Origin of the sequence: uncultured Mailhella sp. (assembly GCF_944324615.1) — a bacterium.
Lineage (GTDB): Bacteria > Desulfobacterota > Desulfovibrionia > Desulfovibrionales > Desulfovibrionaceae > Mailhella.
Window position 1 is genome coordinate 1 of record NZ_CALUWY010000024.1, and the last position, 24,774, is coordinate 24,774.

Consider the following 24,774-nt stretch of genomic DNA (forward strand, 5'->3'; position numbering starts at 1 on the left):
CATGGGGGAGGAGCCGCCCCCGGCGCAGGGGGGAGAAAAGCCCCGCAGGGTGGGAAAAAGGGGAGGGATTCCGTTCCAGAGCGCGGGGTACATCCTTAAAAGGCACGTCTTCGTTTTTTTCCGGTCCCTGAGCGGTGGGGAAAAAGGGAGGGCGGCGCGGAAAACGTTTCCCCGGAGCCGCGGCTCTTCCGGCGATATGCCGCGGTACGGCAAAGAAGGCGGAGGCTCTATTTCTGCGGCAGTTTCTGGCCGCATGTTCCCGGAAAAAGGGTGCATCGCAGGGGAGGGCGCACCACGCCCGGGCGCGCGCCGCGGCCGCCTCCGGCCTGCGGGGGATTGACAGCGCACCCTCTCCATGATGTCATGAGTGAAGCCCTTTGCCTCTCGACTTTTTTCCAAAAAAAGGGCAGACTGCCCGAACAACGACGGACGCCGGGGGAATGCGGGTTTTTTCCTCACAGGACAAGTCTGTCATTCGTTTTTTAAGGAAGTGCATATGCGTACCAAAATTGTTGCCACCATTGGTCCTGCCAGCTGCGAACGCGAAAAGATCGCTCAGCTGGCCGAAGAGGGCGTTTCCGTCTTTCGTCTGAACTTCTCCCACGGCGATCCCGACTTTTTCCGCAACGTGGTTGCCAACATCCGCGATGTGGAAAAGGAATGCGGTCGTCCTCTGACCATCATGCAGGACCTGCCCGGTCCCAAGATCCGCATCGGCATTCTGCCCGAAGGCCGCATTGAACTGCACCGCGGCGACAAGCTCATTCTCGGCCGCGAACGCAAGGAAAAGGAAGAACTTCCCTTCATTCCTTTCGATCATCCCCGTATTCTTGCCGCTCTCGTGCCCGGCGACACCCTCGTGCTTGCCGACGGCGGCCTGCGCTTCTGTATTGAAGAAAAGGTGGAAGAGGAACGCTTCGTCATGGTGGCCCAGGAAAGCGGCGCCATTTCCTCCCGCAAGGGTCTTGCCCTGCCCGGCAAGTCTCTGGCTCTGCCCGCCATCACCGATCAGGACCGCGAAAAGCTGGCTCTCGGCATGGAACTCGGCGTGAACGCCGTGGCCATTTCCTTTGTGCAGACTGTGGAAGACGTGCATCAGATCAAGGCTCTGCTGCATTCCTACGGCCGCGACGACATCCCCGTGGTGGCCAAGCTGGAACGCCAGAACGCCGCTGTGGAAAACCTCGACGCCATTGTGGAAGCCACCGACGTGGTCATGGTGGCCCGCGGCGACCTCGGTGTGGAATGCCCCATGCCCGAACTTCCCGCCCTGCAGAAGCATATCATCAACACCTGCAACCGTGCGGGCAAGCCCGTCATCGTGGCTACGCAGATGCTGCTTTCCATGGTGAACACCCCCGTGCCCACCCGTGCTGAAGTGACCGACGTGGCCAACGCCGTGCTCGACGGCGCCGACTGCGTCATGCTGTCCGACGAAACCGCCGCCGGCAACTACCCCATCGAGGCCGTGCGCTACATGCGCAAGATCACCGATGAGGCGGAAAGATACATGTTCTCCACCCGCAAGCTCGAAGCTCCCAAGGACGAGAAGGACTCCTCCCGCTTCCTTGCCTACACCGCCTGCCTGCTTGCCCAGACGGAAGATGCCTGCGCCATCGTGGCCCACTCCGTGAGCGGCGGCTCCGCCCGCATGCTCGCCGAATGCCGTCCCATCCAGACCATCTACGCCCTGACCTCCAACTCCCGCGTGGAACATGCGCTGAACTTCGTGTGGGGCGTGCAGCCTTACTGCATCCCCGTGAGCGACAGCAGCATTTCCCACCTGCGCCGCGTGCAGAACTTCATTGCCACGAGCAACAAGTTCCCCATGGGCAAGGACGTGGTCATCACCGCCGGCGAATATGCCCCCGGTGAAATGCGTCGTCGCACCAACCTGGTGAAGATCTACCACAAGTAGTTTTTCCCTCGTCGTTTTCAGAGCCGGTTTCCTTCGGAGAGCCGGCTCTTTTTTTGTTTTCTTCCGCCCGGCCCCGCGCCGTATGCGCAGCTTCTCTGCATGCGGCCCGGCGGGGAGGATCAGGCCATGGACTCCGGCGGAAAAGTGGCGTATCATGAGTATTGATGATATTTGCAATCTGTTTCTGCAAACGCGGCGCCGCCCGCCTGCCCCGGAAAAGAGGCGTCTGCCCTTCTGCGGCGGGCGCGGGCATGCGTTCCCGCATCGCCTTTGCGTTCATGTCGTCGACGGGGAACGTGCTCCGGGCCTTTTTTCCGTCCGGAACATGCGGCATGGGCGCCCTTGGAGTGATGTTCCGCAGGCGCGGCCTCCCTTTTTCAGCCTTCGGGGAAGCGTGACATGGAAAAACATACCGATACTATCGACCTTGCCGTCACGGCTGCGGACATCATGCCGCCTCTTCCGGATTCCGCGCCGCCCGAGCTTTCTTCGGAAGACAGGCTCGTTCTTCTTCTCGCCTCCGCCGCGCAGGACAGGGGCAGGCTTTCCGCCGGGGCGTGGAGCCGGGCTTCCGAGGCGTTTTTTGCCGTGTTCTCCCCGGATTTCGATCTTCTGGTGAGCGAATACGCCAGAGCCGGGGCGGAGCGCCGTTTCTTCGAGCTGCAGACGCGCTTTCATGCCGCGCTTCTGGCCGCGCCCCTTCCCCCGGAACATTTTGCCGCCGACCGTCAGCTTGCCGCGGACATCGCCGCCTTGGGCCCGGAAAAGGCCGCGCTGTACCGTGAGGCCGTGTGTTCCCTTTCCCCTGCCTTCGCCTCCGTGTTCGACCATGTGGGGAGCGTGCCGCCGCCGCAGGAACCTGCCCCGAAGCACAGGGGCATGCTCAACATGCCTTCCGTGGAAGGGTGGCAGATGCTCTTTTCCTCCCGCAGGGGGGAGGACGACTCCCGCGTGGTCATGGAAGGGGGCGTGGCCCAGCGCGTCACCCGCCGGAAGGGTTTTCTTTCCCCCACGCTCAACGCCGTTTCCACCCTGCTTTCCGAAGCGGGCGCGGTCTGTACGGACATGGCCTCCCAGGCCCTGAACCAGTACGGCGGGGCCGCGCGCTATCTGCGCGAATTGCGGGCGCAGCGTATTTTTGCCCTGTTTTCCCCCCGCCGTGAGGATTTTGCCGTGGCGGCGGGCTTTGAAGGGGCGGAAAAGGCCTCCCTTGCCCTTGAGCGGGATGCGCTGGAATCGGGCGCGCTGGAAACGGCCCGCGCTCTTGCCGATTTCCGCCACCTCATGGCCGAACAGCCCTTCACCGTCGTGGTGGTGGGCGAGGGCAAGCGCGGCAAGAGTTCTCTGGTCAACGCGCTGCTTGCCGGGGAATATTCTCCGGTGCGCGAATCCGTGCCCGAAACGGCGGCCGTGGCGCGTTTCTGCTGGGGCGGGGAATTTTCGGGCATCGTTCATTTTCTGAGCGAGGAGGACTGCGCCCGCATGGCGGCCTATTTCTCCTCCGAAGGGCATGAGGATGCCTTTGTCGAACGGCTTGCCGCGCTCAGAAACGGCGCAGGGCAGCAGGGGGAACAGCATCTCCGTTCCGCCGGGGAACTGCGCGCCTTTCTTTCCGCCGAGGAAAAGGAGAGCCTTTTTTCCGCCCGCGTGGATGTGGAACTTCCTTCGGACATCCTGCGTCACGGCATGGTGCTGGTGGATACCCCCGGGCTCAATGCCACCGATCCGGTGCAGAACGTGCTTGCCTTTGAGGAATGTCTCGGTGCGGACTGCCTTGTCTTTGTCATGGATGCGCGCAGGCCGGAATCGGCTTCGGAACAGGAGCTTCTGCGTCAGCTTGCCCGTCACGGCAGGGCCGCCTCCGTGGTCGGTGTGGTCACGGGTGTGGACAGGCTGAACGAGAAGCAGAGCCGTGCCGATGCCATGGCGCGGGCAAACCTGCTCATGCAGAGCGCCGCCTCTTCCGGCATGAAGGTGCTCGGTCTTGTGGAGGTGAACGCGCGCGAGGCCATGGAACGGCGTATCGCGGGCCAGAGCGCAGGTGATGATTTTCAGAAGCTCTGCGCTCTGGTGGAAAAGGCCGCTTCGGCAAAGAAGAGAAACGTTGCCGAACGCGAGGAGCGCATCCGTGCCCGCGGGGCGGAAATCGCCCGCGCCGCCCGGGAAGAGGCCGCACGGGTGCTGGAACGGGAAACAGGCCGCCTGCCCGATATCCGCCACGAGGAGCTTCTGCATACCCATGTGCAGCGTCTGGAAAGCGTGATGCAGAGCTGCTCTTCGCAGGCCTGGTCCGTGGCCAGCGCCGCTTCCGTGGATATGGATGCCTGGCGCAAGGAACAGGAAAGAGCCCTGGATTCCTGGCAGGAAACCATTGTTCTGCGCATCATGGACGCCGCAAACCGCCATGCCGACACCCTGGGCTATACCGGCATGTTCCGCCAGAAGAACTGGAAAAGCTTCGATGAGGAGGAAGTGCCCCGCATTGCCCGGGAATCCCTGGAAGAGCTGCTTGCCGGCCGCCGCGACGTGCAGAAGGACTGGAATGAGAAACTGCGCCAGTTCGGCGAACGCATGAGAGAAATTTCCGTGCTCTGCCTCGAAGCCGTGGCCGTGGATGACGTGGATCTGCAGTCCATGGGCGAGGTGCCCTTCAAGCGGGAACGCTGGCTCGTGAACGCTTCTTCGTTGATGAAGAAAATGGGACTCGTCGCCGTGGGCCTTGCCATACGCCGCGGCGGCGGTCTCGGCCTCGGCATCGTGCTCGGAAACATGGGCTGGTGGGCCGTGCTCCCCGTGGCCGTGGTGGGAAGCCTGGTGTGGACGCTCATGAAGCTGGGCAACCCTTCCCGCTGCCGCCGCATCTTCATGGAACGCAAGGAAGAGGCCGTGCGTAAATGGGTGAAGGAACAGCGCGGACGCCTTGAGGAACTGCTCAACCAGAATATGGAGGAACTTACCTCCGCCTACGGCAAGGCCGTGAGCGAAGGCTTCGTGCCCGCCCTCGCCGTGCTTGCCGAAGAGGCTTCCGCCCTGCGCACCTACCTCGATGTGCTCGGAAAAATCCGCTCCGGCGTGTCCGCCCGGGCCGAACATACCCTCCGCCTCGCCCAGAACCTGGAAAAGGCCCTCGCCCTCCCGCCGGGCGGCGAAGCCCCGGCCCGGAGCTGAGGCGGGAAGTGAGAAAAGGCGGGAAAGGCAGGGCGATGCCCCGCACCCGCCGGAGCGGAGGGAAGAAGAAAGCGTTTTCGGGGAAGATATTCTCCCCCGACGTCCCGTGACGGCAGGGCAGCCGCGAGCCGTGGGAGGAGAGGCAGATTTTTTCCTCCGGGGGGCTGATTTTGGTTGCTGTCTGGCGAGGAAGCACGGATCTTTCTTTGTTTTTTTCGTCGTTCTGTTGCTCTTTGTATACAAAGTCCGTCCAGAGAGCCTGATTTGCATCGGAATGGGAGAGGGCTGGCCTGTTTTTTCTGTCGCACTGGGGCACCGGCTTAGTGAGAGCGTGTTCTTCGGCTCCGTATACACTTTTTTGCCAACGGAGTTTGTCTATAAAAGGCAAATGCAGCTTCAGCATGTATCTGAGTAATGGCTAGGGATAGTACAGTGAGAGCTTTAAGCGCTCCCCTGCTTTTCTTCGATGCAGAAACAGGCAACGTCTTCTATGTACGGTACTTTAAAAGGAAGATGGAATTTTTCCAGCTGGTTGGAAAGACATTGTTTTGCTTGTTCAAAATCTTTTTGGGATGGATGAACTGCTGCCGTCGACGAGCTGTTCAGCTGGCGCGATTTATTGGCAAACGTGTTAAGAAAGAGGAGCAGTTCCCAATCCTTATAGATTTTCCACCCGGACGGAGTTTTTGCCACACCATAGATGTGTTGCCGTGCATGGCTTTTCTCTGTTGATCGATCCTGCACTCGAAGAATGAAGATAGGCTCCGTAAGACCACGCAAAACACTATAGTTAGCCTGGAGCAGGATACCTTCTTCAACAGCTCGATTGATGGGGGCTAGCCCCATACCGCCCCTGTCTTCATCATCTTTACAAGGAAGTTCGCGAGAGAACACAAGACGGTACTCGTCAGCAATTCCAATAGCGGAAGTCCATGCTTTTGGAGTTTTAAATGTCATCCGGTCGCCTTCCGCTTTCCATGCCCTTTGATGGCGGGTTAAGGTAAGCTTGAGATAAGGGCAAAGATCATGAAGTTCGACTTGCGGTAAATTGGCTGCAACCGTTCCGAAATCAAAACGATGTACGGTGCCGAACATGCGTTTTACTACTGAGATGGCGTCGTCACCGCCGAAGGTCACAGTCTGACTGTCGAACCATTGACGTAAGCCTTCACGGTTTGCAGACGGAGCGGCACTAAATAGGTTCGCATAGAAAGAAGGTTGTTTCATGCCGATAACAGCCTGGCACATATCCTCCGGATCTTCCATGGAACCTTGAAAGGCAAGGGTGATGCGTTGGAGTTTTTCTTCCAAGCATTCCCAAATACGGCTTTCAACCGTTTCGGGATTGCGGAATACATGCACATGAACGGGGTGCTTTTGTCCATAGCGATGCAGACGGCCAACGCGTTGATGCAAGCGCATGGGATTCCATGGTAGATCTATATGAAACAATACATGGCAATGTTCCTGGAGGTCAACACCTTCTCCTGCTGCTTCCGTAGAAACCAAAAAACGTACTTTGCCTTTATTGAAATCTTCAGCCGCCTGCTGGCGACATACGGTTTCTATATTCTTTGATCCGGTTTTATTTTCAAAAATAAGACATTCATCGCCATTAATAAATGTGGCACATGACGATCCAAATTCCTGACGTAGTGCTTTAATAAGTAAAGTTTGTGTTGCCTTATATTCTGTAAAGAAAAGAATGGATTCTTTTGGATAGTCGGTACGGATTTTTTGGATGATAGTGCGTATTTTTGTTTCTTGCTGAATCGGCTCCGCCAAATCCATCAAAGTCTGGAGTGATGTTATCTCATGAGGAAGTCGGTATGAGGCATCTGTCGTAGCGTAGGCTGCCGCCTGTTCTTCTGCATTATCTTCGCAGGCTTCAAGAGATTCTTCCAAATTGCCGGGAATGGCTGCGGATGAAGTTTCATCGCCTGATGCTAGAAGAAGATCACGTCTTCTCTGCAGGGCATGGCGAACGGCTTCAATAGAACTTGAGGCCAATTTCTGCAATGTCATCAAGACAAAAATAAGAACGCGCTGTTTCTGGCCTTGTGCATCTTGTGCGTAGGCTTTTCCTGAAAGAATAAAATTTGTAAGCTGTTCATAAAATAATGCTTCTTTTTCAGAATAGGTATAGTATTCTTTATAAATATGAACAGTATGGAATAGTTTGTTCCCATGCATATCTGTAACTTTTTGTTTATTGTTGCGAATCATTATTTGTGAAAGACTGTTAAATGCAGATTCAAGAGTTTGTCTTGGATAAAAAAGATCAGATCGTAATAATGACAGAAGAGATAAAAATCCGTAGTCTTTTCCTCTATGAGGAGTTCCTGTAAAAAAGAGCATGGATTTGATTTTCTGATGTTGTTCAAGTGTAGATATTAATTCATATCCTAGCGTCGCTCCACGTCGTTCATCGGCATTGAGGCGGTGTGCTTCATCCACAAGTACAACATCCCAGCCTTCGGCATCAAGCAGGCGTTGCCAGCGCTGCTTCGTATCTGATCGCAGAGTCTCCAATGAAGCGATAATGGCACGACTTCCATGCCAGAAGCCTGATTTTTTAGTATCGTTTTCCGAACGATAAATGTCAAAACGCAGGTCAAACATATTGAACATACGTTCTTGCCATTGATTAACAAGACTGGCAGGTGCAAGGATAAGGACGCGACGCAGGCGACCTGAAGCCTGCAAGGAGGACAGAATGAGTCCGGCTTCAATGGTTTTTCCAAGACCGACATCATCGGCGATGAGCCAGCGCATGGGAATTCGTTCCTGTACTTGGCGGCATACCCAGAGCTGGTGAGGCAAAAGAGTGATGCGTGAAGAAGAAAAGACCCCCCATTCATCATTGACGGAGCGTATGCATGCAGCCATGGCATGGGCAAGTGCTTCTAATGGCGGGTCAAGATGCCGTTCCTCCCCTTTCTCTTCGATACTGGCAAGGCGGGTAAGTTGAGACAGGAGACACTCTTGCAGCTCTCCAGATTCAAAGCGAACGATGGCGGTACTTTCGTCAACCATACGAACTCGTCCTTGCCCAAACTGCGGATGGTGCACATAATCGTTTTTATGAAGGAGCATAGGTTTATTCCTTTTCTTTGAAATATGCTATATTGAACCAGTAATCAAAATGATAGTCGAGTTTTTTGATCTTTCTCAGCTCTTCAACAAGAAGCTTTTGTCGACTGTCTGCATCCTCTGTGTTGTATTGTATGTTCAGATAATTAAGAAAATCCTGAGAAGGAACCCAGCATAATTCAAAAAATGATGGGGATGCCGTGTTTTGGCAGTCATTGACGTTTAATCGTGCCAATTCTCGGAGGACCCAATATTTTCCGATGCGCAGAGGTAAAGGAGGAGCATCAAAATTTTTTCCTGCACCATGGAGTGCATCGTCTGCACGAGGTGAAAAAAGTGAAAGCAGACTATTTCCATCCCAATTTGTTTTCATAATTGTGAAGAAAATATTCTGATACTGTAGTAGAAAACGTCCAAGTTGATGAAAAGCTGGAAAACACTTCATAAATTCTGCATAAGAATTCTTCTCTATATTGTTATCCTGCCAAGCGGTAAGAGGATGAAGCCATTCAGGATCATGTTTCTTTTTTTCTTCTTTAAAGATAGGCGTGTAGTTATAATAAAGCTTGGATGCAAAATTACGACAGGCTTCAGGAGTACTTCTTCCGATACTTCGCAGATAACCAAGAAGTAACAACATAAGCCAAGATTCACGCTCTTTGTTCTCAAGAGCTTTTTTTAATTTTTGACTATCTCGAAATTCAGCAGGCCAAGTTTTTTCGAGATAACGTTTTTGTATATTTTTTTTATTTTTTTTCCAAACAGTAACAAGTTCTTCAAAATTATCCCAACTGTTACAAAAATATGCTATGTTATTTTCTATATGCGTATTATCGTTGTTACGATGATACGCATCGGGAAAGAGATACCTAATCAACTGTTCATGACTTTCTACTGTTTTTTCCTTCATATTCTGAAGTAAATTTTCTACAGTAGGAAGTTCTCGAATCCAGCCTGAGTATGATTTACAAAGGGTAGAGATAAGACTGAATCGGAGTTCTCCTTCCAAAAGATAGTTCAAAGCAAGTTTTTTTTGTTCTGTATCATCAAGGTTGAGAATCCATATTTTTAATGTTTCCGTCGTAACTTGATGTCCACTACGTAAAAGAATATACATTTCAATATCTTGTTTGTCGTGAATATATTGTTCATCCAGCAAGGCTTCTTGAGGAGCAAAGGAAGCACGGAGCATCTCGTCGGCAATACCAGGAATATCTCCCAGTTTATGCCGAAGTGAGGCAGGAAGAAGAACCTGTCGTATGTCTTGAAAGGAGCCAGCCTGAGTCTGGACGGTGAAGGGATAGGAAAGATGCTGGGGAATATCATTTTTTATTTTTTTTAAACAGCCAAAAAGATCGGGGGATAGCTCTTTTTGAGGCACAATATGTGTAAAGAGTGCAGTAAAAAATTCCTCCGAGTGTATTTCTTCTACACTAAAGCCTAGAGCTTTTAAACGGCGTCCATACTTTGAGGAAACAACTGGCCAGTACGACAATGTTGATGGGTATTTTTTATCTAAAAATATTTGTATCATATCGGAAAAACGACGCTTAGATTCATCTGAAGAAAATGTATATGATTTCCATTTAGTTGTATAATTGGCGTGTAAAGGCCATGACCATCGTTCAGGTACACCATTTCCAAGTACATTACTATGTTCTATCCAATAAGAAAGACCCTTACCATTAGCATGAAGGCGGAGGAGAATCTTTTTTTTCAAAGAATCTTTTTCGTTATCAGAATTACTATCTTCAAGACCTGTGCTGAGAGTTTGCCAAAGCTTATGATAGTATTCATGTTTATTAATATCTTTAGGGATGAATTTACTATGATCACACAGGCTCTTTCCAAGAAAATGACCGAATTTATCGAGATCATTAAAGTCTTTTTCTACCAGTGCAATGTTGCATCGTCCTGCATCCAGAGAGAAGGGGCCATTCATGGCATATCCGAGTCCCCACTCTGTTCCGCTTACAGTAGGCATGGTATGCCATAGCGGTGGTGTTCCCGAAGGAAAGGAGGCCGGTAAATGATTTTTTAAGGCAAGCGCTAATTGGATTTTTGAATCTGAGTCTGAAAAACACAATACCTGAGCATTGGTATCAAGAGCCCAACCTTGCCCTTTCTGATCTGGTTGAAAAGAGAAAGATTGTTCTTTTCCATTGATACGAGTAATTATTTTTCGTACTTTGTGAGTAAAGACAGGAAGTAGTTGTTTTGCTTCAGAAAATCGTGAAAATATTGATTCTTCAATTTTATTATCAGGAATGGTATTTTTTATGTTGATTATGAAAGTTGTACTTTCATCAATAGAATATTCTGAAAGATTTTCTTCAGGGAACATGCCATTTTTTATGACAAAATGAAGATTTTTGCTTTTTATTTCAGGATTATCACACAATAAGAAGACACTTTTGAATCCAAGTCCGAGTTTTCCTGTTGAAGAATGTTCATTTTTTTCACTTCTATTCAATATCAGCATACTGTACAGGTCATTTTTTGAGGCGTTCGTATTATCAAGACAATCATTAATGGCTCGTCCATGATGAGAAAATGACAAAGTGCGCTTGTCCAAGGCTATGGTTACTGTCGTATCATTAGGATGTTTTAGATCTCGTAATGCGTCATCGGCATTTTGAAGCAATTCAAATAGTACACCATTCTCACGATAACCGTAGTCTACTATTTTTTTAAGAATTGCTTCGTAAATTTCAGAGGTATCTTTGGCAATATTCCAAAGCTTATCTTTTGCCTGTGATATGGCTTTATTATTTTTTTCAGAAGATTGTATCTCTTCACGAAGTAACTTCTGCTGTTCTTTTAATTGGTGGTTTTCAAGATGCAGTTGTTCAAGGATAGTTCGTAGATCTTCCTTTAAAAGTTTAATAGTACTGCTTAAGGAAAGTTGTGTTGGAGAGTGATTATTCCATATATCATCAAGTTTATCTTGTTCTATATCAATACATTCTCCCCATTGATAAAAGGATTCTTTGAGAAGTGCTGTAAACTCTTCTTGACTCGTAGCAGGGCATCTCCCCTCTTTGTCAGCGTATAATTTGATATCATAATACTCGATATCATGATATTCGTAGGGGCGTTTGATTTTTTTTTGGAGGGTTGGGAGTTCGACAAAAAAACTTTTTATTTGTTTTTTTTCTGAAAAAAGGCTGCCCGCAAGAGTTTTTATTTTTTCCTGAGGATAATATATAGTTATGTTTGTACATTTTCTAAGATTTTCCTGTTCAATATCAAGATCATTATCACCGTTAATTTTACTTATTTTTATTTCTTTTTTTCCTATGTTTTGAAAACTTTTATATGCTTTTTCTTCAAATTCTTTTGCCAATGACAGTATTGACTCATTTTTTCCTGATATAAGAAGTAAAAACCAAGCAATTCTATAATATTCAAATTTACAAAAAGGTGTGTTAAAGTATTTTTTAATATTGTATTTATTTATTTCTGCACTATTTAATAATATTTCATTTTTTATATGAGCATGGTAGATCTCCCATATATATTTATCTGGGAGATACTCAGGTTTATGATTGCAGTTTGTTGCCGCAATTTGATTGCCATGTTTCCATACGCTGGGCTTTTGTGTAGGAAAAGTGTAATTACGTGTAAAGAGCAACGGATCGTGTGTGAAGACGGCATCAACGAAATTCGCATAGTGCTTCATGACTGGGCGAATCCGTTCACCGGCTGAAGATGCCGCATTTAGGATAAGGTCGTAGCGGCAGGAGCGTGTATCAAATTCCGAGGATGCTTGAAATTTGATCAGGATTTCCGGGGAGAGTTCTTCCAGAGAGAGTAAATCCTTGAGCAGAACGCCTTCTTCGGAATCGTCCATAAAGCTGGCAAGAAAGCTCAGGTGCTTTACTGTGGAGACGAGGTCTTGCAGGTGCGGCGGAAAGAATTTGCAGGGGGGGAAAAAATCACACTCTTGAAGAAGGGCGATAAATTGTTTTTTTCCTGTATCCAGATGGACAGAACTTTGGAGTTTGCTCAGAATGTCGACGATCCATTCTCTGTCTAAATCTGAAAGCTGTGTACGGAACTCTCCCAAAAGACGGTCTTGTGTTGTCCAGGAGGAGGGTAACCGAGATTGTATTATAGAAGGAAGTTCTTTGATGAAAATATGGCACGGAGCATATCCTTGGGGTTCAGATAAGGACGGTACCCATGCTTTTTCTCTGAAAGCCTCTTCAAGACCGTCGGGAATTTGTTTATATGAGCTACATAATTCTTTTAATTTTTTCCATGATTCCCATGGCTTTTCACTGAGAAGAATATGCTTGATTCTGTCTGAGCGGATATCATTTTCATTGATAATATTGAGTTTTGTTTTTTTTGTTTCGGATATATCAGAGTACTCTTGACTATTGATAAAAATATAGTAATGACTAAGATCTTCTTCTTCTTCTTCTTCTTCTTCTTTTAATGATAATACAAATTTTTTTCCTTCAATAGGTATATTCCCAGCGATAAGCTTTTTTAATGCATCAATATAATGGTGGAATTCTTTATATTTTTCATATATTTCATCTTTTATGAAAGTATCAAACAGCTGTTTATGGATATTGCGGTTGTCGGAAAGCTCATTGGATGCTATCGCGGAAAATAAGGCCTCCTTTCCTGTGGTACAGACAAAAGCATATTCCTTACGAGAAAGCCATACATCTTCAGAGCGTAACGCCAGGGAAATCTGCTCCAGTATGCTGTCTGGAAACAGATTTTTTTCAGAAGCCAAGAGTAAGTTTTTTTTACTCTGTTCCTGCAGAGCCTGAAAACTTCGGGCAGCTTCCTTCTGCGTGCCCTGAGAGAAGAGTTTTATGCGGTAGATGGGCAGATTGAACAGATCTGCAGAAGGTTGTTTCTGGAGAAGGTGATCGGCCAATACGATATCTGCTTCAGGTTGTCGAGCAAGATCATGCAACCTTTCTTTTCCCAGAAAAGTAAGCAGCTCTTTTCGCTGATCATCGGAGAGTATATCCTGTTTGTTGTCGGGGCGCGGCAGCAGAAGGCAGGGTTCAAGAAGGGAAGGGTTGTCATTAGCAATATCCCGTAACGCCGCTTCTGTTTGCATTGGTACATAGGAAACATATCCTTGCAACCATGTATCTGCAAGCGCATAAATATTGTTCCGTATCTGATTTTTTGTACTGCTGTCGATGTTTTTTGATATTTTATCTGAGAAAAATTTATTTTTTAAAAGGCGCTGAAACCAAAGCTTCAGACAGCGTCTGTGATTTTTTTGAAAGTCAATACTTTTAATAAATGTTGTAATCCAATCCACGTCCGATAACGTAATTGCACCTGGAGCAGAGGGCAGGGAAGAGCATAGATTTGAAAATATTTTTTCATCCCAATCGTGCACGTGTTTTTGCTTATGATATATTCCCTTATTCAAAAGGGCAAAAGTTTGCTTTTCTTCCAGCATCCATGCTTTTAGTTGAGGGGGAAATTTTTCAGGAATCATATACACAGCTTCTTCGTGTAATTCCCAATGATTATCCAATGCAAGCTTTACAAGACATTTTGATGTTAATGCCTCATAAAACCTTTGAAAGCCTTCCCATCTGGATATTGCACTGATGATTGATTCATATTGTGGATTTTGATCAATAAGCTGCTTTATGACTTCGGGCAATAGAGGAAAAAGAATGCGTTGGGCTAAAGTGGTATTCCACGTGGCTTCTATGCTTTGATTTCCTTCTTCAGTAATGCCAAAAATGTTTTTTCTATCGCTGGAAAGAAAAAAATACCCGTGCAATAAGACTTCCCATGTTTCATTAATGGAGGAATCTGCAATGGTGTAGCGGAGATGTGAACCTAGTTTTGTCTCTTCAGAATGAGAGGTGGGCGTAGACATATGATCATCGAGAGGCAAAAAACAGGCCCAGCGCAGAGAAAGCGGAGAGGGATTTTTTTTGTGGAGAACCGTAATAGCAGCATGAGGCAGCGCTTTTTCCGGTATTTCTTCAAGTCCTACTTTAGGCCAGTCATTTTTGTTTTGAAGTTCTGTGATGCTATTTTTGGGGTCAAAACGACTTATGCCAAGACAATCCCAGTGCTCATTTGTATCCTTTTTGATAATATCAATGCTACTGGAAAAGATCTCTTTAAAATCGCTATCTTGTCTATTGGGCCTGCGTAAAGCATTTTTTCTTTTGATATCTGCGCGATAAATAGGTTTTAAATTATCTAATGAGAATAATGATGTGGAAGAACAGATTTCTATCTTTTCCAAAGAAGTGCATTGCGACAGAGATAACACTATTCCATTTATAATATTATCCAGAATTTTATCTTTAAAAGATTCTTGTGTAAAATATTCTTCTCTTATCTTTATAAAATTTGAATCAAAATCAATATTTCTTAATGGTATATATATAAAAAAGCAATTTTTAAATTTATCATTAAAAATACTTTCTAAAGATTTATGTATAAAATTTAATGCATTGTTTACTTGATCGTTATTCCAATGTGGCAAGCGTTGTTCAAATCGACGCGTATTGCGGATATCAATCCAAGGATCAAAAAGTTTTCCTTTTAATGTAGAGTCTTCAGGCTTGTATGGAGCAAAGAAAAAAGATTCACAGATATGAAAGAGACTTTTTAGACCTAGGCCAAAACGTCCTATCTTAGTAGTATCTTCTTTTTTAGTTCCTCCAATAAGTCGAGTGATACCTTTTACATCATCTTCTTTGAGTGGACCATCATTAAAGATTAGAATAGCGGGATGCCGCAAAAGCGGATGAATGCCGGAGCGTTCACCTTCCTGGAGCAGGAAGAAGAAAAGTTGCCGAGCTTCCGCATCATCGGCATTTTGTATAATTTCTCGTATGATATCTTCAGATTTATATCGTTTCAACGTGTCTCGAAGTTGGTGAATAATGGCTTCAGGATCTATACTGACGCCGGTACTATACGAATAGTCTTCCTGAAGATTGGCCATATTTTTTCCTTTTATGCTAAGGGTATTTACTACATGGATATTTTTATCGCAAAATATTTTTCTGTTCAAGAAAATTTTCTGGTGCTGTTTTTCATCTGCACAGAATTTTGATAATGGAGATAATATGATACTTCTCAATATTTGTGAGTGAGAGCAATATTTAGTGTGAAAAGTACAATTTCAGTTTGACAAGGTCACATTGAACGGGGAAAATGTGAGTCTAGTTCTTTGCCGGAGCAGCGGGCGTGCCCGATGTTTTCTCCTTCACCCACTCATAGCCTTCCAGCGTTTTGTCCCGCGTCCATTCGTAACCGGAAACCACGCCGTCCTTCACTTCCCTGCCTATGGCGCGGGCGGTGTCGGCCGTATCGTTGGTGCGGGTGCTGTGAACCTGCGTGGAAACAGGGTCGCCTGCGGCGTCGTAGTCAACCACGCTGCTCGTGGTTTTCGTACTGCATGCGGCAAGGCAGAGAAGGGCAAGGCAGAAAAGAGGAAGGTGCTTCATAAGAAGGCTCCGGAAAAAGGACGCCCGCAGATCATGTCTGCGGGCGGAAGCGTTATATGCCGGATTTGGTCAGTTCTATGAACTGCTTGGCCACACGGGGGCTGCGCCCGCCGTTGCGCGTGGCGTGGGCTTCGGCGCGGATGTCGAGCTGAGCCTGCGGAATGTCGATGCCGTACTGGGCGGCCAGCTTGTGCACGATGTCGAGATAACGGTCCTTGTCCGGCCGGAAGAAGGTGACGGTAAGGCCGAAGCGCGCGGAAAGGGACATGAGTTCCTGCCGCGTGTCGCCTTCGTGCAGGTCGCTGCCGTTGCGGTCTTCCCAGCTTTCCTTGATGAGGTGGCGGCGGTTGCTCGTGGCGTACACGGCAAAGTTGCCGCTGTGCCCGTTCACGCTTCCTTCCAGAATGGCCTTGAGCGCTGCAAAGTCGTTGTCGTTGCTGCTGAAGCTCAGATCGTCGATGAACAGAATGAACTTGAGCGGGTTGCGGGAAAGCGCCTCGGTGATGTCGGGAATCTGGTAGAGCTGATTCTTCTTCACTTCCACAAGGCGCAGGCCCTTGTTCCAGTAGGCGTTGACAATGGCCTTCACCGTGCTGCTCTTGCCCGTGCCCGCGTCGCCGTACAGGAGCACGTTGTTCACGGGCCTGCCCGCAAGCAGGGCCTCGGTGTTGGCAATGACCTTGGCGCGTTCTCTCTCGTAACCGGGGAGCTGGTCCAGCGTCTGCGGGTCGGGGTGGCGCACCGGCACAAGATGGCCGTCCTTCACCGTGAACATGCGGTAGCGCGCGAACATGCCGTAACCTGTGATGTGGATGCCCGCAATGCGTTCATGGTAGGCCTTGGCAAAGTCGAGTTCGCTCGTCTTCCAGCGGGGCAGAAAGCCCGTATAGGCCAGGCGGCCGCGTATGGCCTCGCCGTTGAAGGTGGAAAGTTCCTGGAGGAACTTCAGTTCATGTTCCAGGCATTCGGAAAGGCAGGAGGAAACAGGCGTGCTGCCGCAGCTGGCGCGCATGTAGATGTTTTCATCCTCCAGAAGAAGGTTGAGCAGGTAGGCGCTCCAGTCGTCGTTGCGGGCGAACAGCTCGGAGGCAAAGGCGCAGTAGGCGTCCACGCCGGAAGAGGTGTCGGCCACATCGGCGTCGAGCAGGGCCTGAAGGCGGGAAACGACGGGGTCGGAAAGGATGTTGCGGAAAACAACGAGACTGCGGAGCTTGAGGCTGTAAAGAGGCAGGAAATTCATGAAAGGTCACCTTCAAAAAGTTTGGGCAAGTATAGGACAGCAGCACAAGCCATGCAAGAGGAGAAAAAGCGCTCTTGCCCCCGGGCCGCGGCTGTGGCACAAGCAGAAGAGAAGGTTTTGTGTTCCGCGTCGCCGGGCGGCGCGGAATGTCTGGTTTTTTTCTGCCCGTGCACAGGTCGCCTTCCGCGGGTCCGGCGCTTTTGCCGGGGCTGTGCGGTGCCTTGCGGGGAAACAGGTACGCAATCCAAGGAGAAGCGGTCATGAACATAACGGTATTGGACGGCAGAACATTGCAGGCGGGCCTGCCTTTCCCCTGGCCGACGGACGGGCCGGATGTGTGGACGTGCTTTGAAAGCTCCACCCCCGAAGAGGTGCGGGAGCGCGCGGCAGGAGCAGAAGTGCTGGTCATCAATAAAATTGTGATGGATGCGGCACTCATGGACGCGTTGCCCGACCTTCGCTGCATTGCCGTCACCGCGGCGGGCACCAACGTGGTGGATTCCCGGGCCGCCGGGGAGCGGGGCATTGTGGTGTGCAATACCCCGGCCTACGGCACCGACGCCGTGGCGCAGCATGTCTTTGCCCTGCTTCTGGAACTGTGCCGCCGCACGAGCCTGCACGATGCAAGCGTGCGCCGGGGCGACTGGGGCCGCTGCGGCGATTTCTGCTATTCCCTCACGCCGCAGGTGGAACTCACGGGAAAGACCTTCGGCGTGTTCGGCTTCGGCAATCTGGGCAGGCGCGTGGCGGAAATAGCCCACGCCTTCGGCATGAAGGTTGCGGTATGCGCCCACAGGCCCGTGCCTGCGCCGGGCTATGAGCCTTTCGAGTTCGTGTCGAAGGAGGAACTGTTCCGCCGGGCGGACGTGCTTTCCCTGCACTGTCCCCTCACGGAGGAGACGCGCGGCCTGGTGTGCCGGGAAAATCTCGATCTCATGAAGCCCGGGGCCATCATCATCAATACCGCGCGCGGGCCCGTGGTGCGGGGCCGGGATGTGGCCGAAGCCCTGCGCGAGGGCAGGCTCGGCGCTTTTGCCGCAGACGTGCTGGAGCAGGAGCCGCCTTCCATGGATGATCCGCTGCTCTCCGCCCCGAATTCCCTCATCACGCCCCACCTTGCCTGGATGACCGACGGCGCGCGCCGCAACATCGTATCCATCACCCTGGAGAACATACGCTGCTATAAGGAAGGCCGTCCCCAGAACGTGGTGAACAGGGAATGGCTGCGCTGAGGTCTTTGTGCATGCGGCAAAGGCCCCGGCCTGCGCCGTGACATGTTCCGGCTGCCGGGGCTCTTCCCCCCTTCCCCCCCCCATGGAAGAGCTCCGGCCGCCGGATCCCATAAAGCCGCCCTGTGCGGCTTTTTTTTTCGCCCGTTTTGCGCGTTCATGGCCCAGAAAAGGCGAAAATCTTCCTCAATATATCGGAAAAACAGTTTTTTTGCGGAAAGGGCCGCCCATGGCAGGCCTGCGTTTTTTGCCGATGCCGGAAAAGGCAGCGTGTCCCCGCAAGGCGAGGCAGGTCATGGTAGGCTGCATGGATGAGTCAGGCCGCCGGTGCCCCGCAGGGGCATGAAGGAACGGGGCACCCCGCATACGAAGATTTTTTTGGGGAAAAGTCGTCTGAAAATGGCGGAGGCGGGGCACCCTGCAGGCGCAGGGGATTTTTTCCGCATCCGCGTCTCTTGGCATGATGCGCGGGGCGCCCCATGTGCGCAGGGGGATTTGCAGACGTGAGGCGGGAAGAGGGCGCAATCCCGGGCGCCCCATGAGTACAGGATGGTTCATGCTGCCGGTGGACGGGCAGGCTGTGGCAGACGCATCCCCTGCGTACAGGGAAAGTTGCGGCGTCCCTTCCGGTGCAGGCATGGCCGGAAGGCGAGGGAAGCCCGTATTTTTGCTGAAGCGTTCAGGCCGCCGGTGCCCCGCAGGGGCATGAAGGAACGGGGCACCCCGCAGGCGCCGGGATGTTGTTGCGCGCCGAGTCCGCAGGGGAGGCTTCTGCGCGCAGAAGCGCCGTTTCGGCAAAGCGGCGCGAGACACGCAGAGTTTTTTCTGAAAAAGTTCCTCTCGCAGGCGCAGGCCGCGCCTGTCTTTAAACGCAGAAGCCCCGCGTATGCGGGGCCTCTTTTTTTCGGAACGGTTTTGCCGGAGCGAATCAGTTTTCGTCGTCCTCTTCCTCATCGAGAATGGCGTCGGTCACGAAGTCGAAGGCCACCCTTTCAATGGGGGCTTCGGGTTCATAGGCGAGCATGTCGGCCAGGAAGTTTTCGGGCAGTTCCCTGTTCTTTTCCTTGGCTTCGGTGATGAGGGTGTTCATGCGGTCGGTATAGGCGCGGATGAGGCGGAACACTTCGGCCACCACGGGGCTTGCGGGCGCAGGTTCGTTTTCCTCACCGCCGCCGCAGCTGGAATGTTCCTCTTCAACGGAATCGTCGTAGGCGTCGAGGGCGGCGTTGATTTCCAGTTCGGAAAGGGTGGCGAATTCGGGAAGGGTCTTGATCGTGTTCATGAAGAAACCTTGTGTTCAGAGTGTTCAGGGTGAGGGGAGGGCCTTCCGGCCTACTCCCGGGGCTGACTGAGAAGTTTCACGGGGTTGAGCATTTCCACCATGCGCTTGTGCGGGATCTTTGCCTGGCGCAGGGCGAGGTGCAGATCGGTGGTGGTGTAGATGTCGCGCAGGATCACCGGGCTTTCCGCGCCTTCCCCTTCGGGGAACACGGCGAGCAGCGGAATGCTTGCGCTGTTCAGGGCGCGCAGCAGCTTCTGATGCGCGTCGTTTTTAAAGGTCATGTCCACCTTCACGGCGGTGAGGGAATACTGATCGAGTATGGGCAGCAGGTTGGGCGCGGCAAGGGTGGTGCGTTCCAGCACCTTGCAGGTGGGGCACCAGTCGGCCGTGAATTCCACGATCATGGCCTTTTTCCCGAGATCCTCACGGAACGTTTCCTCGGAAAATTCCACCCAGGGCACGATTTCCTTCTGTGCGGGCAGAAAAGCCCAGAAGCCGGAAAGGAAGATGGCCCCGAAGGCAAACGCGCCCAGGAACATGCGCCTTGTGATGGAACCGCGCAGGCTTCCCCAGCGGCCCCATATCCATGCCGTGGTGGCGGCCACCAGAAGGGTGATGAGGGTTTTGACGTGCAGCGCCGGGGGCAGCAGGGAGAAAAGATAGATGGCCGTGCCCATGAGCAGAAAGCCGAGCACTCTTTCCAGCACGCTGAACCACGCGCCGGGCCGGGGCAGGAAGCGCACCAGCCGCGGGTAGCAGGCCAGGGCCACATAGGGCGCGGCCATACCCACGCCCGTGGCCGCAAAGATGGTCATGAGCACGGGCAGGGGCTTGGTGATGCCCCAGGCCAGCACGCCGCCGAGAAGGGGGCCGCTGCAGGGCGTGGCCAGAAGCGTGGTGAACATGCCGGTGCTGAAGGCCTGCATGCGCGGGGAGGAGCTGTGATGCGTCTGCAGGTCGAGCACGGGCAGGTGGAACACGTCGAACATGGAAAGCCCCATGCAGAACACGATGAGCAGCATGAGGAAGATCACCTCGCTGCTCTGGAAGAGCTGCCCCCACAAAATGCCGGTAAGGCCGGAGATGATGGCAAGCAGCGTGAACCAGGCCACAATGCCCGCGGCAAAGAAGATGGTGTGTTCGCGTATGGTTCTGCGGCGTTCCTCGAAGTTTTCCGCATTGTCGAGCAGTATGGAAAACTTCATGGTGAGCACGGGGAGCACGCAGGGCATGAAATTCAGAAGAAGCCCGGCAAGAAGGCCGAGGCCCACGGCGCGGGGCCAGCCGTCGATCTGGAAGCTTCCTTCCAGATGCTGGGGCGTAAGGGACCAGCCTTCCGGTCTGGCGCGGGAAACGGCCGAGGGCAGGGGCACGGCGGGCGCGGCGTTGAGTTTGGCCCGCTTCTGAAATACCGACGTGGGCGCGTCCGGCAGAAGGTCGGCATGCTTTTCGGCGGCCGGATCGCGGGGAAGTTCGGGCAGGGAAGGCACTTCCGGCGGCACCACGCCTTCTTCGCAGCAGGCGGGGCTTTCCAGAAACTGCTGGAACCAGGGCTGCTGCGCCGCGTTGGGAAGTTCCGCCGGGGCCGTGGGCAGAAGGATGCGCGTGTGCACGGGCTGGCAGTGCTGGTCGGAGCAGGCCAGAAGGGAGATGTCCAGCGTCACCGCGCGGGATTCCACCTCGCGGAACACGAGAAACACGGGCGTCACGCCGCTGTAGAGAAAGCTTTTTCCCCCATCGGGCAGGGAGGTTTCCGTCCCGGCAATATAATGGATCTGCACCTTGCCCGGGCTGAGGGGCTCGCCGTCGGCAAGCACCGTTACGGTGAGGGGTATGCCTTCATCTCCCCCGTTATGGGCATAGGTATGGTAGCCGGGCTGGGGCATGAGCCACAGCACCGCCATGGAAGTGTTCTTTTCCAGAGGCGGCGTGAGCGTTCTTCCGTCCACGGCGGAAAGCTTGGCCCATTCCGTATGAAAGCGGTAGGGCAGGTCGGATGCCGCAGAAGCGGCCCTCCCGCACGGAAAGACGAAAAAAAGGGCCAGCAGCAGCCCGAAGGGGAATATGAAGCGCAACATCCTTTTCATGGGAGGCAAGCTAAACTTTTTTTTTAAAAAAGGCAAAATTTTTCTTGACGGGGAGGCCCCTCACGGCTATGACTGTTCCTGCGCTTCATGCACTGGGTCACTAGCTCAATTGGTAGAGCAGTTGACTCTTAATCAATTGGTTCGGAGTTCGAGTCTCCGGTGACCCACCAGTCGCAAAATCGCCCCTTGCATCCGTGCAGGGGGCTTTTTTGATTTCCGGGCCCCTGCATTGCAGAGTTCCAGGAGCGGAAAGGGGCAGAAGCGCGGGTCGCCTCTGCGCGACCGCTGTTTCGGAGCGCGGAGCGCTTCCGGCAGACGGCCTCGGGCGGCCCCGGCAGAAGAAGGGTGCGCAAAAGCGCGCCGCTGGTGTTGTTTCTTTCTGAGGTCACCATGAAAAGTCAGGTTTTTCTGAACAAGGTACGGGAGCTTCTGCCCTGGTCGCAGACGCATACCGGGGAGGCACCGGCCCGGATTCTTTCCGTGGATGCCGGCCCGTTTGAGCCGCAGGCATTTGCCGTTATTGATGTTTTTTCTCTTGATGAACTGAAGACCCTTCTTTCCCTCGCCGCTTCCTGCGGCGTTTCCCTCACCTTCCGGGGCAGCGGAACTTCGCTGAGCGGCCAGAGTGTCGCCGAAGACGTGGCCCTGCGCTTCAAAGGCCCTGCCTGGCGCGGCCTCGACATCCTTGAAGACGGCCGCCTTGTGCGCGCCCGTGCGGGCACGACGGGCGGAGAAATCAACGCCGCTCTCGCCCCCTTCCATCGCTTCATCGCCTCCGATCCTTCCTCCATCGCTTCCGCCACCATAGGCGGCATGGCGGCCAACAACGCCGCCGGGCTCGGCTGCACGGTGGAACACAATATCTGGCATTCCCTTCGCGGCATGACCTTCGTGCTTTTCGACGGCACGGAGGTGAATACGGAAGATGCACAGAGCGTGCGCCTCTTCCGTTCCTCCCATGCGCCGCTTCTTGCGGGCCTGAGCCAGCTGCGCGGACAGATTCTTGCCTCACCGGAACTTGCGGAAAAAGTGCGGCGCAAATACCGCATACGCAATACCTGCGGGTATGCTCTGAACGCTCTCGTCGACTTTGAGGACCCCCTCGACATGCTCACGCACCTTCTCATAGGTTCGGAAGGCACGCTGGGCTTCATTTTTTCCGTGACGCTGGAAACGCTGCCCCTCAGAACAAGGCGCGCCACGGCCATGGCCCTTTTTTCCTCCATGGACGACGCCATGGAGGCCGTGCTTGCCATGCGTTCCGGCCACGGACTCTACGCCGGGGAATTTCTGGACGATATTTCCCTGCGCTCTCTGGCAAAGATTCCGGGCTTTCCGCCAAGCTTCACCCCAGAGGGCGAAAGTTCCGACAACTGCGCCCTGCTGGTGGAGGCCCGCGCCGCGGATGAGGCGGAACTTGCCGGTCACATCAGGGAGCTTGACGCCATCATGCTTCAGAAAAAGCCCCTGGCGAAACTCGGCTTCGTGACCGGGGCAGAGGAATGTGAAAAGCTCTGGGACATACGCCGCGCGCTTTTTCCCGCCCTTGCCGGCACGCGTCTTCCCGAGGAATACGCCTATGTGGAGGATTACTGCGTGCCCCTTGAGCGCCTTCCCGAAGCCAGCCGGGGCCTTGTGCGCATTCTTCAGCAGCTGGGCTTTTCCCGTTCCGGCGTGAACGGTCATGCCATGCACGGCAACCTGCACTGCACCGTACCCCTCAGGCTGAGCGATGAAGGCGACGTGAAACGGCTCGGTTCCTTCATCGAGCAGGCGGCGGGCCTCATTCTCAGCCTCGGCGGCTCCCTCAAGGCCGAACACGGCACGGGCCGGGCCGTGGCCTCCTTTGTCCGCCGCGAGTGGGGCGATGAGCTCTACGGCATCATGCAGAGCGTCAAAAAGCTTCTGGACCCGGCGGGCATCCTGAACCGGGGATGCCTTCTGAACGACAGCCCGCTCTGCCATCTGGAAAAGCTCAAGTTCGTGGGCGCCGTGGGCGGAGGCGTGGATCTGTGCGTGGACTGCGGCTTCTGCGAGTCGGTGTGCCCTTCGGCAAAAACGGGGCTCAGCCCGCGCCAGCGCATCTACGCCCTGCGGGCCATGGCGGGCATGAAGGCGGCGGGCGACACGAAGCGCCTTGCGGCCTGGGAGGAGTTCTTCCGTTCCATGGGCCTTGATCTCTGCGCCACGGACGGGCTCTGTTCCACGCGCTGCCCTCTGGGGCTGGACGTGGCGGGCTTCATGCGCTCTCTGCGTCATGAGCGCCTGAGCGAAAGGGAGAAGAAGGCCGCCTCCTTTGTGCGGCAGAACCTTGCTCCCGTCACACGCGTCCTTTCCCTGGGGCTTTCGGCCACGCACGCGCTCCACGGCGCCCTTGGACACAAGGGGGCGGAGAAGAGCGGCAGACTGGCCGGAAAGCTCACGGGCCTTTCCCTGCCCGATTTTCAGCAGGTGCTTCTCACGGGCGGGAGCGCCGTGCCCGCGCCCTGCGCGCCGCAGCGGGAAAAGGTGGTCTATTTCCCCTCCTGCGCGGTGCGGACCATGGGCTATACCGGAGATTCCGGCCGCAGGGTGGACCCGCTCATGGATGTGGCCCTGCGCCTTCTGGAAAAGGCCGGTTACGAGGCCGTGATTCCCGCCGGGGTGGAAAAGCTCTGCTGCGGTAAGGCCTTTGAGACCAAGGGCATGGAAGAGGAGGCCGCCCGCTGTGCAGCCGATCTTGACGCGGCGCTCCGGGAAGCTTCGGAAGAGGGGAAGTGGCCTGTGATGTGCGATACCAGCCCCTGCCTTGCCCGTATGAAGAAAACGCTGAACAAGGGGCTTTCGCTCTACGAACCTGTGGAGTTCACCCTGCGCTTTCTTGCGCCCCGGCTGGAGTTTCAGCAGAAGCGCGGCCGCGTGGCCGTGCATGCCACCTGTTCCACGCGGGCCATGGGCCTTGTGGATGCGCTGTGCGAAACCGCGCGCCTGTGCGCAAGGGAAGTGGTGCTGCCCGAGGGCATTTTCTGCTGCGGCTTTTCCGGCGACAAGGGCTTTACCCGCCCGGAACTCAACGCCGCCGCCCTTGCGGGCCTCAGGGAGCAGATTGCTTCCTGCGAAGAGGGCTTCAGCACCTCCCGCACCTGCGAGGTGGGCCTGACTCTGCACGGCGCAAAGCCCTACCGCAGCATTCTCTACCTCATCGACGAATGCTCTTCTGCCCGGAAGTAGGCGTTGTCTGCGCGAAACGGGCTTGACAGCGCCGCGCTGCGGCCGATAAGCATTTTCCATATATGCCCTGCAGAACCCTTG

Annotated in this window: 10 protein-coding genes and 1 tRNA gene; 5 read left to right on the top strand and 6 right to left on the bottom strand. The window is 53.1% G+C overall.

All coding sequences use genetic code 11. The annotated features are described in order from the left end of the window. Window positions 1–496 precede the first annotated feature (496 nt). Together pyk and Q0K07_RS07025 are read left to right on the top strand one after the other, a co-directional pair. Complete coding sequence (pyk, locus tag Q0K07_RS07020) at window positions 497–1,918, top strand: pyruvate kinase (RefSeq protein ID WP_294558008.1); 1,422 nt, start codon at window positions 497–499, stop codon at window positions 1,916–1,918. Between the two features lie 399 nt (window positions 1,919–2,317). Then, window positions 2,318–5,086: a dynamin family protein gene (locus tag Q0K07_RS07025; protein WP_294558009.1), complete on the top strand. Its 2,769-nt coding sequence runs from the start codon at window positions 2,318–2,320 to the stop codon at window positions 5,084–5,086. A 441-nt stretch (window positions 5,087–5,527) separates the two neighbouring features. Here the strand turns inward: Q0K07_RS07025 and Q0K07_RS07030 are convergent, their stop codons facing one another. From Q0K07_RS07030 to Q0K07_RS07045, 4 genes are all read right to left on the bottom strand, one after another. After that, the gene (locus Q0K07_RS07030; protein ID WP_273524422.1) at window positions 5,528–8,122 is read right to left on the bottom strand and encodes an SNF2-related protein; all 2,595 of its coding nucleotides are present in this window, start codon (window positions 8,120–8,122) and stop codon (window positions 5,528–5,530) included. 64 nt (window positions 8,123–8,186) lie between these two features. After that, complete coding sequence (locus Q0K07_RS07035; RefSeq protein ID WP_294558011.1) at window positions 8,187–15,140, bottom strand: hypothetical protein; 6,954 nt, start codon at window positions 15,138–15,140, stop codon at window positions 8,187–8,189. Window positions 15,141–15,360: 220 nt separating this feature from the next. Next, on the bottom strand, window positions 15,361–15,645 hold the full coding sequence (locus Q0K07_RS07040; RefSeq protein ID WP_294558013.1) for a hypothetical protein: 285 nt from the start codon (window positions 15,643–15,645) through the stop codon (window positions 15,361–15,363). A 52-nt stretch (window positions 15,646–15,697) separates the two neighbouring features. After that, window positions 15,698–16,885, bottom strand: coding sequence for an ATP-binding protein (locus Q0K07_RS07045; protein WP_294558015.1), 1,188 nt, complete (start codon window positions 16,883–16,885; stop codon window positions 15,698–15,700). A 260-nt stretch (window positions 16,886–17,145) separates the two neighbouring features. On the opposite strand from Q0K07_RS07045, the gene Q0K07_RS07050 reads away from it, so the two are divergent. Next, window positions 17,146–18,117, top strand: a complete 972-nt coding sequence (locus tag Q0K07_RS07050; RefSeq protein WP_294558016.1) for a D-2-hydroxyacid dehydrogenase — start codon at window positions 17,146–17,148, stop codon at window positions 18,115–18,117. Between the two features lie 925 nt (window positions 18,118–19,042). Here Q0K07_RS07050 and Q0K07_RS07055 read toward each other — a convergent pair. Further along, a complete protein-coding gene (locus tag Q0K07_RS07055; RefSeq protein ID WP_294558017.1) occupies window positions 19,043–19,396 on the bottom strand; it encodes a hypothetical protein in 354 nt (117 codons plus the stop codon). 50 nt (window positions 19,397–19,446) lie between these two features. Beyond that, window positions 19,447–21,474: a cytochrome c biogenesis protein CcdA gene (locus tag Q0K07_RS07060; RefSeq protein ID WP_294558018.1), complete on the bottom strand. Its 2,028-nt coding sequence runs from the start codon at window positions 21,472–21,474 to the stop codon at window positions 19,447–19,449. Between the two features lie 103 nt (window positions 21,475–21,577). Between Q0K07_RS07060 and Q0K07_RS07065 the strand changes: the two genes are divergently transcribed. Further along, window positions 21,578–21,653, top strand: a tRNA-Lys gene (locus Q0K07_RS07065). A 220-nt stretch (window positions 21,654–21,873) separates the two neighbouring features. After that, window positions 21,874–24,693 carry an FAD-binding and (Fe-S)-binding domain-containing protein gene (locus Q0K07_RS07070; protein ID WP_294558019.1) on the top strand — a complete coding sequence of 940 codons (2,820 nt, stop codon included), beginning with the start codon at window positions 21,874–21,876 and terminating at the stop codon, window positions 24,691–24,693. Window positions 24,694–24,774: the final 81 nt, after the last annotated feature.

Excerpts from the sequence above, each read along its gene's own strand:
- pyk (WP_294558008.1), top strand. The coding sequence starts at position 497 with ATGCGTACCAAAATTGTTGCCACCATTGGTCCTGCCAGCTGCGAACGC.
- Q0K07_RS07025 (WP_294558009.1), top strand. The coding sequence starts at position 2,318 with ATGGAAAAACATACCGATACTATCGACCTTGCCGTCACGGCTGCGGAC.
- Q0K07_RS07030 (WP_273524422.1), bottom strand. The coding sequence starts at position 8,122 with ATGGTTGACGAAAGTACCGCCATCGTTCGCTTTGAATCTGGAGAGCTG.
- Q0K07_RS07035 (WP_294558011.1), bottom strand. The coding sequence starts at position 15,140 with ATGGCCAATCTTCAGGAAGACTATTCGTATAGTACCGGCGTCAGTATA.
- Q0K07_RS07040 (WP_294558013.1), bottom strand. The coding sequence starts at position 15,645 with ATGAAGCACCTTCCTCTTTTCTGCCTTGCCCTTCTCTGCCTTGCCGCA.
- Q0K07_RS07045 (WP_294558015.1), bottom strand. The coding sequence starts at position 16,885 with ATGAATTTCCTGCCTCTTTACAGCCTCAAGCTCCGCAGTCTCGTTGTT.
- Q0K07_RS07050 (WP_294558016.1), top strand. The coding sequence starts at position 17,146 with ATGAACATAACGGTATTGGACGGCAGAACATTGCAGGCGGGCCTGCCT.
- Q0K07_RS07055 (WP_294558017.1), bottom strand. The coding sequence starts at position 19,396 with ATGAACACGATCAAGACCCTTCCCGAATTCGCCACCCTTTCCGAACTG.
- Q0K07_RS07060 (WP_294558018.1), bottom strand. The coding sequence starts at position 21,474 with ATGTTGCGCTTCATATTCCCCTTCGGGCTGCTGCTGGCCCTTTTTTTC.
- Q0K07_RS07070 (WP_294558019.1), top strand. The coding sequence starts at position 21,874 with ATGAAAAGTCAGGTTTTTCTGAACAAGGTACGGGAGCTTCTGCCCTGG.